Genomic DNA, 15,154 nt, shown 5'->3' with positions numbered 1-15,154 from the left:
TAGCTGGGGAACAGGTACAAGCTTTTATTCCCTTCCCCCTACTCCCCAAGCCTGCAGGCGCCGCTTCCAAACAATGAGCAGCGAAAAGTAGGGCAATTCCAATTCTGGATAGTCCCTAAGGGAGGCGTAAATCTGCTGTTTGGGGGTTGTTGCCCAAGTCACTACTGCTGCTTGATCGAACAAGTCTTGTTCCTTGAGCCAATGCCAGACGTGGCCATAGACCGATCGCACCTTCATCAACACCACCACATCCGCCCATGCCCATACCCGCCTCAAGTCCTCCACGTGGTACATTGCTGGCAAAATCGCTAGGCGATCGCTCCCCAAGGTCAGGGGCACCCCTAAGCTAGCCGCTGCAGCCAAAGGCGAGCAAATTCCCGGAATCACTTCAATCGCAATATGGGGGTCAAGGCTCTGGACGGCTGCCGCTAGATAGGAAAACGTACTGTAGAAACTGACATCCCCCTCAGAGACAAAGACCACATCAATGCCCTGAGCGAGGTAGGCATAGACTTGCTCTGCCGCCTTTTGCCATGCCTGTTCTAGAACATCTTCTGCAAGGACATAGGGGAATTCGAGGGGCAGATAAATTTGCTGGGGTTCTTTGTAGGGGGAAATGATCTCCTCGGCAATGCCGCGCCGTCTTTGTAGTCCCGCCGGAAAGGCAATCACCCTTGCTTGCTGTAAGCGTCGCCAACCCTTGAGGGTAATGAGTTCGGGATCGCCGGGGCCTACGCCAATGCCGCAAAGGGTGGCCATTAGCCCCATCCCCACCAGTGCCCCAGTTGATAGACACTGCCACTCACCACCCACGCCATCACCAAGGCATAGAGGGTCGCAAAAATCGTAAACTGCCCGCGTTTCGATTCACTCCAGAGGGTGGCAAGGGTGCTCAAGCAGGGGGTGTACAGGAGAGTAAAAAGCATAAAGCTGTAGGCCTGTAGGGGCGTTAAATCTTGGGCGATCGCCTGCTGTAACGAGGTACCCGAAAGGTGATAGATTACCGCCAACGCGCCAATCACAATCTCCTTGGCCACAAAGCCGACAATCAGGGCGATCGTCAGGGCAGGTGTAATGCCCACCGGTGCCAAAAGCGGCTGTAGCGCTATCCCCAGTTGACCCGCCCACGTTTCTGGACTTGAGGGCGTTGCATTCAGGGGTAAATGGGTCAATGCCCACACCACCAAGACACCTATCATAATGAAGCCCGCGGCTCGCGAGAGAAAATGCCGCACCTCCCCCCACGCCCGCAGAATCACCTGTCGCCCCGTCGGCCAGCGATAGGGGGGCAACTCCAGCAAAAAGGGATCCGTATTCGGGAAATAGCCCTGGAAACAGAGGGCAGTAAGCAAGGCCGCCAGAATACTCCAGCCATAGAGAGACAGCAGGACGACTGCCCCCCACTGCGGGGGAAACAAACAGGCAATGAGAAAGACAAACACCTGTAGCCGCGCTGAGCAGAGGGAAAAGGGAATGATCAGCATCGTCAGTAGCCGCAGCCCCGGCGAGCGAATAATGCGGGTGGCCATCAGGGCGGGGACATTGCAGCCAAAGCCCATCAAGCTGAGGACGAAACTGCGTCCATCTAAACCCAAGCGTGCCATCAGGCCATCCATCAGGTAGGCGGCACGGGCAAGGTAGCCACTGTCCTCAACGATCGCCATCACAATAAAGAAGATGGTGACTAAGGGCACAAACGCTGCCACCGTGGTCATACCGCCATAGATGCCCTCAATGAGCAAACTGCTGAGCAAGGGGGGCAGCCCCGCAAGGAATGGCTCCAGCACCTGTCCCTGAAAGGCTTCAAACGCATCACTAAGCCAGCCTTGAACCCCCAGCCCTAGCACCCATACCACTTGAAAGACAAGGTATAGCCCTACAAAAAAGAGGGGCAGTCCCCACAAAGGGTGTAGCAACCAGTGATCCAACTGTTCTGTTAGTCTGCGAACGGTGCGACTGGGGAAAGTAACAGTGCCCGCCAATAGGGGCGCGATCGCCCCCGGTTCAATTTCTGGCAACGTTGGCTTGAAGAGCGGGGCTTGGGGAATCGGTGCTTCCTTGAGGGCATGGCAAATCGTTTCGTAGGCCTCCCAATAACCACCACCATATTTGGCACTCAGGGCCACCACCGGCACCCCAAGGCGATCGCTCAATTTCTCGGTATCAATCTGAATCCCCAGTTGCCGCGCTTCATCGGCCATATTCAGGAGCACCACCATTGGTAGTCCCCAAGCCTTCACCTGAAGGGCTAAGCGCAATTGATGCTGAATCTGACTGGCATTGAGAATAACCAACACCAGCCGCACCGGCACCCGTTGGAAAAACTCACGCACAAGGGTTTCATCGGCAGCCGTCCCCGCCAGATCGTAGATGCCCGGCAAATCCACCAGTTTAACCATTTCACCATTGAGGGAAATCTCGGCTTCTGCTAAGTCCACCGTAATCCCCGGCCAGTTGCCTACATGGGCACGGGCAGCGGCAATGCGATTGAAAAATGTGGATTTACCAGTGTTCGGGAGGCCAAGAAGGGCGATCGTGCTTAGGGTCATTGGCGCGGCTGTGAGGATTGCAATTCAAAGGTACCCGTGTCGCCACTATTCAGGGGAATGAGCAGACGACTCAGGAAGCGGCCATCCTCTAATTTATACATATCGAGGTTATAGCCTAGGCGTTGACACAGGTTAAAGCAGACTTTGAGGTGTCGTCCGGGGGGCTGATCAAGGCTGGAGGGAGCAAGCCAGTCGAGATGTTCGAGTTGGTGCAGTTTAATGAGTAACTGTGGCTCTATTTCCCCATTGTCGGTGATTGACAGTTCCAGCCAAGACTGCATTTTGCCCCCCTGACCCATGCCTTCAATTTGTTGGCACCAGATGTCAATGCGGCCTTGGGAGGGCGATCGCTGGCAGGCAAAAAGCAACAACTCGTAAAGGATTAACTCCAGCTTGCTAATGTCACCATTGAGGGTGAGGACAGGTTGATTGTGAACTTGAATCCACAGTTGTTTGCGCTGCTTCCAATTTTCGATGCGATCCATCACTCGCTTGAGGAGCACCGCTAGGCCTGCTGTGTCAGTCGTTTTGTCCAGTTGCCATACCTCATGACTCAAGAGGGGATGGAGGGATTCCAACTGGGTTTGCAGGAGTGTGCCCAACCGCCGCAGCAGGGGAGCCGCCTCAGGGTGTTGCTGAACCCATTGCGTCAACTGATGGCAGAGACTCGCAAGTTGACTATAGACCTGTTCAAGGCGACGGTGCTTGTACCAGTTGAGGGTTTCAAGGGTTTGCCAGCCTTGGGTGAGCATTTGAATGAGGGAAGTACTGCGGTGTGCCCAAGCCAAATGGTTGACAAGGGTAAGGAAGGCCTCTAGGTGCAAGGTTGACCACCGGCGATCGCGGCGATCGGCGACAATGAGAACCCCAGAGGGTTCGTATTCCGGATCAGTGCGCAGGGCGATCGCCAAAATTTGGCCAATGTCTGGTCCTGAGAGCCATTCCCGCGTACGCGGATCCAGTTCTAGGGCTGTGGTTTGAATTAACCAAGCGTAGGGATTGCTGGTGACATCGGCTTGGGAGGCCATCAGGGCACTGTGGATCAGCGGATCCTCATAGAGGGCAATCTCAGCATCGTTGTGAATGGCAAATTTGGGATGGCCGGGGGGCGGCGCCACAATCGAACCAACCGTCTGACCGGGTCGCCAAGTCACTAAGGCCACAAGGGGCACCTGCATCAAGTTCATCAGTTGCTGCAAGCCCGTCAGTTCAATGCGCTCGAGGTTTTGGGTGCGTTGCAGTGCCGTAAAACCCGCCAACATCGCTGATCGCACCTGCTCCTGCTGCGTATTGGTGGTTTGCAGTTGCCACTGATGGCTAATGAGGCCAAGGGTGCGCGCCACCTCTTGGATCAGGGTTTGCTGACTTTTGCTCCAAACTGTGGGTTCAGTGCGCCCCACTAACAGCAGTGCTTCCAAAGAATGGCCGGGGGTGGTGGTTGCCACTAGAAGGGACTGAATATGCAGCTTGCCGAGAACCTCTTTCCAAGAGTAGAGGCGCAGTTCATGGCTGTAGTCCTCAAGGGCAATGGCTGTGGTTGCTGTTTCCAGAAGTTGCCAATCCATTTTTTGTAATGGCGGGAAGGGCGGATGGCGATCGCGCCCCCGGGGCGCTGGATACTGAAATAGGACATCAAACGCTTGGGTCAGGGAGTTGTAGCTTAACAAAAAGACCCACTGTGCCCCTAAATCTGCCGCTAACCTTTCGCCCGCATGCTGGAGCACCCGCTTCCAGTCCTGCTCATCACAAATCGCTTGCGCCAACTCACTCACCAAGCTTTGGGCATGCTGGGTCTGTGCTAGGAGGTGCTCGAGGCGTTCAGTGGGGGCGGCTAGGGCCAATAGCTCTGCGGTGACTTGGAGGAGTTTCTTCTCGTTGTCATTCCAAGGGTAAGGCTCACTGCGCTCGAATGTGAGAAAGCCCACGACATCCGTGCCCACCACAATCGGGGTCGCCACTAGGGCACGGCAATTCAGCATTTGCATTAACCGTAAGGGTGCGGTAGCACTGACCACACTTTGACTATCGCTGACACTCACGGTTTGGCCGCTGGCAAGGGCAGTATAACAACCTGCTAACTCCTGCTGCGTAATCGCTAAGGGTTGCCGCTGGCTCTCGCGGCTCTGGAGTTTACCAACGGTGTAACTGCGCCGCCGATAGAGGGGTTGCTCCAAATCTCGCCAAAAAAGGCTGGTACGTTGAGGTTGACAGAATTGGTGCACTGCCAGCAACAGGGCTTCAATGCGTTGACCCAAGCTAGGCGCACGGCTGGCCGCCTGAAGCAGATGGCGTACGGGGTCATCACTAGTAATTGTGGGAGCAGCCGCTTGCTTTGCTTCTGGTGCTGCTTTCGTTGCTGGCGTGGCTGTTAGGTGTTCCAGTTCGGCGCCAAGGGCACTCACCAAAAGGCTCATGTGGGCCAAATCATCCCCCCGCAGGGTATCGCCCCATGTGGTGGAACCGATCATGAGAATGCCGAGGGGTTGACGATGGCGGATAATGGGATAGATGGCCGTGCCTTGAATGCCCAAACGGGTAGCGGCTTCCCGTAACTCTGCTAGACGTGCTTCCTCCTTGAGACTGGGCAAACTAATCGGCTTGCGGTTCATCAACACCTGATCGAGAAGGCTGCCGGCAGCAAGGGTCAGTTTCTGCTTGAGGAAGGGATGATCACCAACGGGCGTGGTTCCCCCTTGGCCAATGAGTTGTTTGGCGGCTTCATTGTATAGTCCCAGCCAGACAAAGGACATGCCGAGGGTTTCTTGGACAAAGCTGACCAAGGGAGCAATGAGTCCGCCAATTTGCTCTTGCTGTTGCAGTTGCTTAATGGTGTTAACCAGTGCCGCCAAAGCGGGGCTGACCTTCGAGGATTTGGCAGAGGTCATAGGGGCGATCGCAACCGAGAAGGATGTCTTCTATTCTAAACTTTGCCCCTCCGCAATCCTGTGCTGCAACTCACAGCAGGCAAGGAGAAAGTCTGGGGGCACAGGGGCAGGCCATGTCCCCTCAACTCGGCGATCGCCCAACACAATTAGATGCAGGCTATAGGCATGGGGATAGCCCTCCAATTCCAAATGCACAGCATCGTTGCTGCCACTGAGGGTAATCATTTCCTCTGCCATCAATTCGGGGGTGATCGCCTGAAGCTGCCCGTGAAGTTGGCAAAATAAATCCACAAATGCCTTGAATTCTACTGCGGTGAGTTCCGTGGCCCAATCCTCAGCGCCCACCAGAGCGGCATAGAATTGATCATTGCGCCAGCCCACCCGCCAGCCTTCCCCCACCCGCAGTTCCACAGACTAGCTCTCTAAAACGTGGGTACGAGGCTACTGCTGCCGCCAAAGAGAGCCCAAGACAGGAAAAAGTTGAGAATAAAGATCGCCAATAGCGAAATCACCACAGCCGCCGTAGTGGATTGACCGACCCCCTTGGCGCCCCCTGTGGTTGTAATGCCCCAATTGCAGCCAATGATGGCCACCACACCGCCAAAAATGCCTGACTTGATAATTGAACTCCACAGATCCCAAGTTTGCAGAAAGTTCTGAATGGACTCAATATAGACCCCACGGGGAATGCCGTAGAGATAATCGGCAATCATCAAGCCCCCCCACAGCCCCGTTACGAGTGCCAAGATATTGAGAATGGGCAACATCAGCACACAGGCAATAAACCGTGGCACCACCAGATAATCTACAGGATCCGTGCCCAACATATAGAGGGCGTCAATTTGCTCAGTGACTTTCATGGTGCCAATTTCAGCCGCAAAGGCAGAGCCAACTCGCCCGGCGAGTACCACCGCTGTCAGTACTGGCCCTAGTTCCCGCGCTAGGGCGATCGCCAGTACGCCACCCACCGCAGAGGTGGCACCAAAGGTAATAAATTCACGGGCGACCTGAATCGTAAACACCATACCCACGAAGGCCGCTGTAATCAGGGCAACACTAAGGGAGGCAGGCCCCACCAAAGCCATTTGCTCAATTGAGTTGCGCAGCGCAATTCGCCCCCGCACCAGATAAAAGATCACCTGACCCGCCAAGAGAAAGGCTGTACCCAAGCGTTGTACACCCTGACTTGCACGCCAGCGCAGCCGTGGCCACTTCATCGCCTTCATTGTTGCGTCCTAGAAATTACCGGTTTCACCCGCAGCACCATTGCCCAAGCCTGAGAGTTTGAGGAAGAGGTTTTTATCTGTTGTGCTCTGATAGACACAGCTTATTTCCGGGTTACTCTCCAAGTTGCCCACATAGCCAAAGGTATTCAGCCGTTGCCGACAACTGCGCAATTGCTCACCCGTAATGAGTTGTCGCTGTTCTAAGAGGGCGACGTTATTGGCGCGAATCACACAGCCCGGTTGCATCACAGGTTGGGAAACAAAGACCGAGAAGGGGTTAAAGGTGACAAAAATCCGCGTATCCACCGCGATCGCGCTCGCGCCAAATTGCACACAAATATCGGGATTGGGCGCCGCCTGATCAATAAACTGCGTTGAAGCCACGTTATCAGGATTGAGGGTGGTCGTTTTGCTAAAGGTGACACCCACACCGACGCCAATAATAAAGACCCCTCCCAACACCGCCAGAGTGCGGGTATTCACCGCTGACTTTGATTCTGGCTGTGGGGGACGACGAGTTTGAGGACGGGGACGCGGTGGCGATGGCGAACGTCGAGGCATAGCAGGAAGAGTGAACAGCACTTCCCTACCAGTATGCCCTTAGAAGGCAGGGTTTGACTGCCCCCCCGCTTGTTTGGGCTTCGCCTTGTTGACCTTGAGCACCCGTCCTAGCCATGTTGCACCGTCGAGATCATCAATGGCAGCGGCCTCCTGAGTTTCATCCACCAGTTCAACAAAAGCAAAGCCACGCCGTTTGCCTGTTTCTCGATCCACCGGCAACACAATCCGGCGAATAGCACCATATTTTTCAAAAACTTCGCGAAGATCGTTTTCTGTCGCCTCATAGGAGAGGTTGCCGATGTACAGTGTCATAACCCGAACTCAGAAGCAATTTGACAATCATCATAGCCTCTCGCTTTCCCTTATCCATGCGATCCAGACTACAGACCCCAACACCTTGCAAAGAAAATTAACGTTTTCTATCAGCCCAAAATATACCAAGGTTAAAAAGAAATTAATTCCTCCCTTGATGTCACCTACAGCCCTTTGCACAGGGTTTGAGCCGCGTCCGACAGATTCAGCAAATTGCCGCCAAGCCCATTCTCTCGTGGAATCCACCGGAGTCTCTCTAGGAGAGGATTTGAGTATTTTCAGTGGCCTTGTAGAAAATAATTTCACCCCCCTCGCAAGGGATCCCTCGGAACAGGGGGTTGCAATCCGCTCTGGGAGAGGCTATGTTGAAGGTGCTCTTGCTTCTCTTCGGGGAAGTGGATTAAATGAGAATTCTGACAGTTTATCAATCAAAAACAGTAGTTGTTCTTTTGTTCTTTAGTTATTGGTAGTGTTAAGATATCGCCTCTTGTCGCTTGAACTCTGTTCATCCAGCGAACTCAAACAATCTGCCATCTTCTACTGCTCAGCAAATAATGGTATAAACTCCCTTCCCTTCAAGGCAGTGGACTAAATGGGAACGCTAGCAAGGACTATCCTCTTTAGGGGTCAATTTGTGCCTGTGCCACTACTGGCATAGTTCCAACGAAAAACGGCTATTCACCTGTCAGGATCAAAGTATCAGCGTAACGACACCGCCCTTCGCTACGGTTGAGGCTTCAAAACGCTGGTTTAGGCCACTTCGCGTTTCAGGTAGGGAAATAGAATGATTTCGTTGGCACGTTTGGGTTGGTCACTTTCAGTTGTATTGGGAGTTGTTACCCTTGGGTTCACCAATGGGCTGGCGATCGCTCAACCGCTCTTGGCCCGACAAAATCAATCTCCATTGGTCAATGGCCTGTATCTCCTTGGCGAGTCGCCCCAACCCCAACAGGTGGGTCATAGCTATATTGTCTTTGAAGTCAAAGATCAGAAGGTCTATGGGGCGTTTTACATGCCCAATTCCTCCTTTGATTGTTTTCGGGGTACCGTGGGGGATCGCCAGTTGCAGGTGACGGTTCTACCCACCTATGAGGAGGAACCCTACCAAGCAGAAATTGATTTACCCAGTTTCTATAGTTTGCGTCGTATTAGTGCTAGCGATCGCGCCATTTTGGCCGCCTGCAAAGCCGAGTCCCTGCCCATTGCCACCCAAACCGGAAGCTAGGCAGAGGTGCTATCATCAGACGGTACCTTTTGCCGTTAACTTTTGGTTAAGTCTGAATGGTTAAGCTGACCCCGACGCCTGCCTATAGTCTGACGCTGCGATTGAAGACTTCCTTAGATCCAACGGAATTAGGAACCGTTCTCCAGATCATTGGTGGGCAACAGGGGCAAGTGGGTTCCATCACCCTGATCGAGAAAACCGCTAATAAAATCCTACGGGAACTGGTGGTGGTGGCTGCCAGCCGCGATCATGCTGCGGCCATTGTCAATGCTGTGAAATCTGACACCCAAGCCACGGTGCTAGAGGTGAGCGATCGCACCTTTCGGCTCCATGAGGGCGGCAAAATCACCGTTAGAAGCAAGCATCCCCTTCAGGAGTACGACGATCTGGCGATGGCCTATACACCGGGCGTCGGTCGGGTGTCCCAGGCGATCGCTGACGATCCTCAATTGGTGCACAAACTGACGATCAAAAGCCATACGGTGGCCATTGTCAGTGATGGCAGTGCGGTCTTGGGATTGGGCAATATCGGCCCAGAGGCTGCTCTACCGGTGATGGAGGGCAAGGCTATGCTCTTTCAGGAATTTGCCGGTCTGGACGCCTTTCCCATCTGCTTGAGCACGCAGGAGGTGGATGAAATTGTTGCCACCGTGAAGCACATCGCCCCCGTCTTTGGTGGCATCAATCTAGAGGATATTAGCGCCCCCCGCTGCTTTGAAATCGAAGCCCGTCTGCAAGCGGAATTGGATATCCCTGTGTTTCACGATGACCAGCACGGCACGGCCATTGTCACCCTTGCCGCCCTTAAAAATGCCCTGCAACTAGTGGCTAAATCCTTAGATACGGTGCGCATTGTCATTAACGGTGCGGGGGCAGCCGGCATCGCCGTGGCTAGGCTCCTGCGCAAAGCCGGCGCCCACCATCTAACTCTCTGCAACCGCCAAGGCATCCTCTCAAAAGACAAAGCACAAACACCAGCACAGCAGGAATTTGCCGTCGCTGAAACAGGAACGCTGGCTGATGCTCTAGAGGGTGCCGATGTCTTTATTGGCTTGAGTGCCCCCGGCGTCCTGACATTGGAAATGGTGCAGCGCATGGCCCCAAAAGCGATTGTTTTTGCGATGGCCAATCCCGTTCCGGAAATCCAACCCGAACTTATTTATGACCATGTGGCGGTGGTGGCCACTGGCCGCAGTGACTATCCCAATCAAATCAACAATGTGCTCGCTTTTCCGGGGGTGTTTAAGGGTACCCTTGCCTGTCGGGCACCCCGCATGACGGAGGAGATGTTCCTCGCGGCGGCAGCAGCGATCGCGGCCTTGGTCAGTCCCTCGGAACTGCACTCAGCCTATATTATCCCCTCAGTGTTTGATCCACGGGTGGCACCGGCAGTGGCCAAGGCTGTCGAGGACTGCGCGCGATCGCTGGGGTTAGCGCGTGCCTAGTCTCTATTGCGAGACAGTAAAGGGTTGAGTCAGGGTCAAGCCCAAATCCGTATTGGCATCAATCACCACTAGTCGCTGCACGGCTGGATCAATCGCACCACCAATGGTGGCACCGGCGGCTGCACCGGTAATCACTTTTTCGGGCGTAATCTTGCGATCGCCAATCACTGCAGAAGCACCCGTGGCCAAAGCGGCACCAATCAGCGTATCGCGAATAATGGAGGTAGCAGGCCGTCCTTGGTTGGTTTCAATGGCTGTACCGGTCAGGGTTCCTGTGAGAACCTTCAGGGGCGTAATCCTGCGGTCTCCCGCCAAGCCAGAAATCCCCGCAGCAACAGCGGAACCAATGGCCGCATTACGGAAAATATTGCCAATGTTGGGATCACGGGCATCGCGAATCGTACGAATGACTTGGGAATTGGCGGCGATCGGCAGCTGTCGGTTATTGATCACCACCGTGTTGGCGACAAATTGCGCCCCCCCTTGGGCCGGCTGAATCTGACCAAAAACTTCACTGCCTAGGGGAATGACAACCCGCCCTTGGCCATCGCGCACATCCGCCGCCGTCACCAAGCGAATCGCCACGGTTTCATTGGGACTGACGACAATCCGCTCTGCATCGGGGAAGCGAGCCGGAATTTGCTGACCGGCGGGTAGAGCAAGGGGTGACGGGGAAGCGGTGGCTGCACCAGCAATGTACTGGCTGGGAACCAGCGCTTGGGCAGCGGGGGCACGGGTTGCTTGACAAAGGAAAGCCGCAATATCGGCACGGGTAGCCAGTTGGTTCGGCGCAAAGAACTGCACATTGGGATAGTTCACCACCACTTGTTTAGCGGTGGCAGCGGCCACACCGGCACGTCCATAGGCGGGAATTGCCGCCGCATCATTGAACTGGGCTAAGACCCCCTCCACAGAAGGCGGTGTGGGATATTGCAAGCCACTGGCCAAGGCCACGATCGCCTGAACACGCGGAATATTTTGATTGGGCTGAAAAACATTGCCGGGGTAACCACTCAAGAAGCCGGTACGGGTGGCATTTTGAATCGCACTCGCTGCCCAAAATGTGCTGGGGACATCGTTAAACGTACTGGGGGTACGCACCACTGGGGCATTGGGAAACGCCTTCCCCAGCATGGCCGCATATTCAGCCCGAGTGACGGGGGCAAAGGGGCGAAAGGTGCCATCGGGATAGCCGCTGATAATGTTGCGACTGGCAAGGTGGTCAATACAGGCCTGTGCCCAGATGCCTTGGGTATCGGTAAAACGGGATTGGGCTTGGACCGGAACAGCCGCTACAAGGGCAAGGGTACCAGAACTCATTAAACCGCAGCTCAAAACAGCCAAGCTGCGCTGTGCGAGGCTTTGCATAGCAAATCTCTCCAAGTAAGAGGGTATTCAAGTTATCTGAGAGGGTTTTGGATACCCCTCAGCAATTTTGATTGGGAAAACACGTCAATCGTTGACTCTGCTGATGCCTATGGACGCAGTGCCGGAGATTAGGTTCCCTTGGGCGTAGGGGTTTCACTGGGGACAAGAACCGATTCTACTTGGGTATTCATTTGCCAGCCCGAAATTAAGGCGGCGGGTAGGGTATGGGGTTTGGGGCTGTGGAGCAGGTAAATCAGGCGATCGCCCACTTGCCACTCTTCATTGGCTCGCACCACCCGCAATCCCTCTGGCCGTTCCACAAGCAGGGGAAGCACTTTCCCAGAGCGGATCAAGGCGTCAAGGTGCTGGCGTTGCAATTGCGATCGCTCCTCCTCAATCACCAGTTCCCCCAAACGAACCGCCTCAGTGTTGATATATTGGTTCCATTTTTTGATGGACAGTTGCCGAGCAAAGGCTGGACTCAGACCTAGGGGACAATCCTCTACCTCAAGGGCGGCCAAGACCCGTGGCGGGTGAAATTCTTCGAGGACGCGCTGTGCCAGCACCGCATTCACCTCAGTATTACTAGTCACAGCCAGATAGGTGCCCAATTGAGTAATGCCGGCCTCCTGCAAAATATTCAGGTCAAGGGCACTACTGAGATAGACGGGTAGGTGTTCACGGCGGGCTTGTTCAACGGCCTCAGGATCGGTGTCAATCATCACCACCTCTTCGCCGCGATCGCGCAAGATCCGCGCCAACAAACGACCCAAGGGCGTACAGCCAGCAATCATCACCCCTGAAGCCCCTTGGGCACGCACATTCAGTTGGGTTGCCACCCAGCGCGCCGTTAGGCCTTGGCCGAAAACCGTCATCAAAATCGTCAGGAACACTTGTCCTTTAATGGCATCCCCCCCACTAATTCCCGCATTGGTGAGGGTAATCGAAAATAGCGAAGCCACTGAAGCCGCAACAATTCCCCGCGGCGCAATCCAACTGAGGAAGGCTTTTTGTTGCCAACTGAGATCACTGCCCCATGTACATAGGACAACGCCGAGGGGACGAATCAGGAACATTAAGCACAACACCGTGAACACCCCCGACCAACCTAGCTCCAATAGACCAGCGATCGAGAGATCCGCAGCCAGCAGCACAAACAAGACCGAGATCGAGAGCGTACTCAGTTGCCCCTTAAAACGCCGCAGTAGCCGCCCCCCCGGCACATCCGACCAGCGCAGTACCAAGCCAAGCACCACCGCCATCATTAGACCCGATTCACTGACCACTTGATCCGACAGCCAAAACAGGCCCCAGAGGACGGCCAACACCAACAAGTTGCGCAGATCATCCCCCAGAAACCAAGCGCGACGCAGGAAGCGGCTGAGAAACCAGCCACCGATACCGCCCATCAAGGTACCAACGGCCAAGCGCTGGACAATCCCTAGGGCGATCGCCCCCATGCCGAGGTCTTGATTGAGAACTACGTTCAGCACCATCACCGCCAAAATGGCACCAATGGGGTCAATCAGTACCCCTTCCCCTTCGAGGATGACCGCTAGCTTGTGCTCTACCCCCACTTGCCGCAGCAGCGGTCCAACAACCGTAGGCCCGGTCACCACCACGAGGGAGGCATAGAGAAAAGCCAGTTGCCACGGAAATTCGCCAATCCAATGGGCAGCCATGGCGCCAGCCACAAACGTCACCAATCCCCCCAGCGTCACTAACTTCCAGAGGCTACCCGTAATATCTTGGTCAGCGCGGCTCAGGTCTAAGCTCAAGCCCCCCTCAAAGAGAATCAAGGCCACACACAGGGGCACTAACACCTCTAGGCCTTCGCCTAAAACTTCCGGATGGACTAGCCCCAAGCCACTGGGGCCTGAAAGAATACCCGCCAGTAACAACAGGACAATACTCGGCAGCCGTAACCAATGGGCAGTCACTTGGGCACCAATGCCTAGGACAACGGTGATGACGAACAAGGCGGTGAGTTCGGCACTACTTTCCATCGCAGCCTCCACAGAGGTTTAGGCGTTTAGGGCTAGACTGACGGGCAAGCGTTCCTCCTTGTTCTACGTCAAAGTTCAGTATTGGACTGTTGCATTTGTCACACCCTATTGCGGGGGAACCTGATTACAGGATACTGGAAGTCCTTGAGCACTGCCAATTTCAATCAATCTTGTTAAGCTTTACTTCAAGAGGGCAGCTACAGTGCGCTTTGCGATCGCCACCACAGCCATGCTGCTGCACCACAGAGGGTACAGTTGCCAATGAACGTGAGCAGCGCTTGCAGATCCACCAACCAAGCCAGTGTCACTGCATTATCGAAGTAATGCCACGTACAGGCACACATGGCACTCACCAACGCTGGTAGCATTGCCCACGCCAACCACCGCCATCCCTGCTGCGGACAGCGGCGATCCAGTTGTGCCACAAACCAAATGGCTGCCATCCACTCCAGCACACTGGAAATATGCACCATCCACGTGGGAATTGATAGGGCGTGCATTAGGATTCTGGATAAATGAGGATTTTATAGGTTTCCGGCGTCGGCTGTACTGCCTGCTCCACCGCTTCAGCCAGCTTTGATAGGGGATAGCGATCGCTGATCAGGGCTTTGACATCAATGCGGCGGTTAAAGATAATGTCGCAGGCAAGCGACTGTAAGCGGTAGGAGGAACTATAGCTCCCCATGAGATCAATCTCACGGCGATAGAGAATGTTGGGATTGAGGGGAATTTCCACTTCATCGGGAAACTCGGCAAAGAAGAGAATTTTGCCCCCCTTGCGCGTACACTCTAGGGCTTGGAAAAAGGCTTTTTCACTGGGAACCGCTAAAAGACTGACATCCACCCCCAAGCCATGGGTCAGGGCTTGCACCTTGGCACTGAGATCGGGATCGCGGGCATCAAAAGCGGCAGCGGCGCCCACTTCTTTGGCTTTGGCGATTCGGGAGGGCAGTAGATCGGTGGCGATCGCCCGTGCCCCAAAGAGATTCACCAACATAATAAACATCAGGCCAATAGGCCCTGCCCCAGTGATCAGCACTGTTTGACCGGCAGTAATGCCCGCCTTCTTGACTGCCTTCAGACAACAGTTGGTGGGTTCAACGAAGCTGGCTTCTTCATCGCTAATCTCATCGGGAATCGGAATCAGACCGCCATGCTGCACAATGTGCCCCGGTACTTTCACATACTCGGCAAAGCCCCCACCACTGGGAATAAACCCCGCCGTGGTTGTAACGGTTTTATACACATGGCACATTGAATAGTTTTCATTCAAGCAGTAGGCGCAGTGCATACAGGGAATATGGTGCATGACCACCACCCGCTGACCCACCTGCCAACCCGTCACGGCCTCACCCACCGCCGCAATTTCACCCGCCGTTTCATGGCCAAAAATACGAGGCGGCTCATAGAGGGGATAGCGAATTTTTTTGATGTCCGATTGGCACAACCCAACCACCCTGACCCGCACTAGCACTTCATCGGCAGCAATCTCAGGGATGGGAATGTCCTCGTAGCTGAGTTGATTCACCCCTCGGAACACTTGGGCTTTCATTGAGACCTTTGCAAACTCGTCACCC

Annotated in this window: 14 protein-coding genes; 3 read left to right on the top strand and 11 right to left on the bottom strand. The window is 54.7% G+C overall.

The genetic code is table 11. The annotated features are described in order from the left end of the window. Positions 1-24 precede the first annotated feature (24 nt). From M0646_RS10840 to M0646_RS10810, 7 genes are read right to left on the bottom strand one after another with little or no spacing between them, the layout of a single operon-like run. On the bottom strand, positions 25-768 hold the full coding sequence (locus M0646_RS10840) for a precorrin-2 C(20)-methyltransferase (protein WP_315863188.1): 744 nt from the start codon (positions 766-768) through the stop codon (positions 25-27). Beyond that, positions 759-2,549, bottom strand: a complete 1,791-nt coding sequence (gene feoB / locus M0646_RS10835) for a ferrous iron transport protein B (protein ID WP_149820759.1) — start codon at positions 2,547-2,549, stop codon at positions 759-761. The genes M0646_RS10840 and feoB overlap by 10 nt, the downstream gene beginning before the upstream one ends. Continuing rightward, positions 2,546-5,434 carry a GAF domain-containing protein gene (locus M0646_RS10830; RefSeq protein WP_286649631.1) on the bottom strand — a complete coding sequence of 963 codons (2,889 nt, stop codon included), beginning with the start codon at positions 5,432-5,434 and terminating at the stop codon, positions 2,546-2,548. The genes feoB and M0646_RS10830 overlap by 4 nt, the downstream gene beginning before the upstream one ends. 30 nt (positions 5,435-5,464) lie before the next feature. Next, positions 5,465-5,845 (bottom strand): DUF1818 family protein, encoded by a 381-nt coding sequence (locus M0646_RS10825; RefSeq protein ID WP_286625681.1) that lies wholly within the window; start codon positions 5,843-5,845, stop codon positions 5,465-5,467. A gap of 11 nt (positions 5,846-5,856) precedes the next feature. Continuing rightward, complete coding sequence (locus M0646_RS10820; RefSeq protein WP_399363245.1) at positions 5,857-6,651, bottom strand: MlaE family lipid ABC transporter permease subunit; 795 nt, start codon at positions 6,649-6,651, stop codon at positions 5,857-5,859. An 18-nt stretch (positions 6,652-6,669) separates the two neighbouring features. After that, positions 6,670-7,221: a DUF3172 domain-containing protein gene (locus tag M0646_RS10815; RefSeq protein ID WP_190278074.1), complete on the bottom strand. Its 552-nt coding sequence runs from the start codon at positions 7,219-7,221 to the stop codon at positions 6,670-6,672. 39 nt (positions 7,222-7,260) lie between these two features. After that, positions 7,261-7,533 carry an RNA-binding protein gene (locus M0646_RS10810; RefSeq protein WP_149820749.1) on the bottom strand — a complete coding sequence of 91 codons (273 nt, stop codon included), beginning with the start codon at positions 7,531-7,533 and terminating at the stop codon, positions 7,261-7,263. On the opposite strand from M0646_RS10810, the gene M0646_RS10805 reads away from it, so the two are divergent. The 3 genes from M0646_RS10805 to M0646_RS10795 all read left to right on the top strand — a co-directional run bounded on the left by M0646_RS10805 (position 7,520) and on the right by M0646_RS10795 (position 10,203). Beyond that, a complete protein-coding gene (locus M0646_RS10805; RefSeq protein WP_149820747.1) occupies positions 7,520-7,993 on the top strand; it encodes a hypothetical protein in 474 nt (157 codons plus the stop codon). The genes M0646_RS10810 and M0646_RS10805 overlap by 14 nt on opposite strands. A gap of 324 nt (positions 7,994-8,317) precedes the next feature. Next, positions 8,318-8,758, top strand: a complete 441-nt coding sequence (locus M0646_RS10800) for a hypothetical protein (RefSeq protein ID WP_149820745.1) — start codon at positions 8,318-8,320, stop codon at positions 8,756-8,758. Between the two features lie 56 nt (positions 8,759-8,814). Further along, positions 8,815-10,203, top strand: a complete 1,389-nt coding sequence (locus tag M0646_RS10795) for an NAD-dependent malic enzyme (protein ID WP_149820743.1) — start codon at positions 8,815-8,817, stop codon at positions 10,201-10,203. A 3-nt stretch (positions 10,204-10,206) separates the two neighbouring features. Here M0646_RS10795 and M0646_RS10790 read toward each other — a convergent pair whose 3' ends face one another. From M0646_RS10790 to M0646_RS10775, 4 genes are all read right to left on the bottom strand, one after another. Further along, positions 10,207-11,571, bottom strand: coding sequence for an S-layer homology domain-containing protein (locus M0646_RS10790; protein WP_149820741.1), 1,365 nt, complete (start codon positions 11,569-11,571; stop codon positions 10,207-10,209). 128 nt (positions 11,572-11,699) lie between these two features. Continuing rightward, the gene (locus M0646_RS10785) at positions 11,700-13,577 is read right to left on the bottom strand and encodes a sodium:proton antiporter (RefSeq protein WP_286625678.1); all 1,878 of its coding nucleotides are present in this window, start codon (positions 13,575-13,577) and stop codon (positions 11,700-11,702) included. A gap of 197 nt (positions 13,578-13,774) precedes the next feature. Continuing rightward, positions 13,775-14,077 carry a DUF2499 domain-containing protein gene (locus M0646_RS10780; protein WP_149820737.1) on the bottom strand — a complete coding sequence of 101 codons (303 nt, stop codon included), beginning with the start codon at positions 14,075-14,077 and terminating at the stop codon, positions 13,775-13,777. Continuing rightward, the gene (locus tag M0646_RS10775; RefSeq protein ID WP_286625677.1) at positions 14,077-15,129 is read right to left on the bottom strand and encodes a zinc-dependent dehydrogenase; all 1,053 of its coding nucleotides are present in this window, start codon (positions 15,127-15,129) and stop codon (positions 14,077-14,079) included. The genes M0646_RS10780 and M0646_RS10775 overlap by 1 nt, the downstream gene beginning before the upstream one ends. Between the last annotated feature and the right edge of the window lie 25 nt (positions 15,130-15,154).

The organism is Thermosynechococcus sp. B3, from assembly GCF_030323045.1.
Lineage (GTDB): Bacteria > Cyanobacteriota > Cyanobacteriia > Thermosynechococcales > Thermosynechococcaceae > Thermosynechococcus.
Note: the sequence above shows the minus strand (reverse complement) of the source record. Positions and strands in the feature narration are given on the sequence as shown.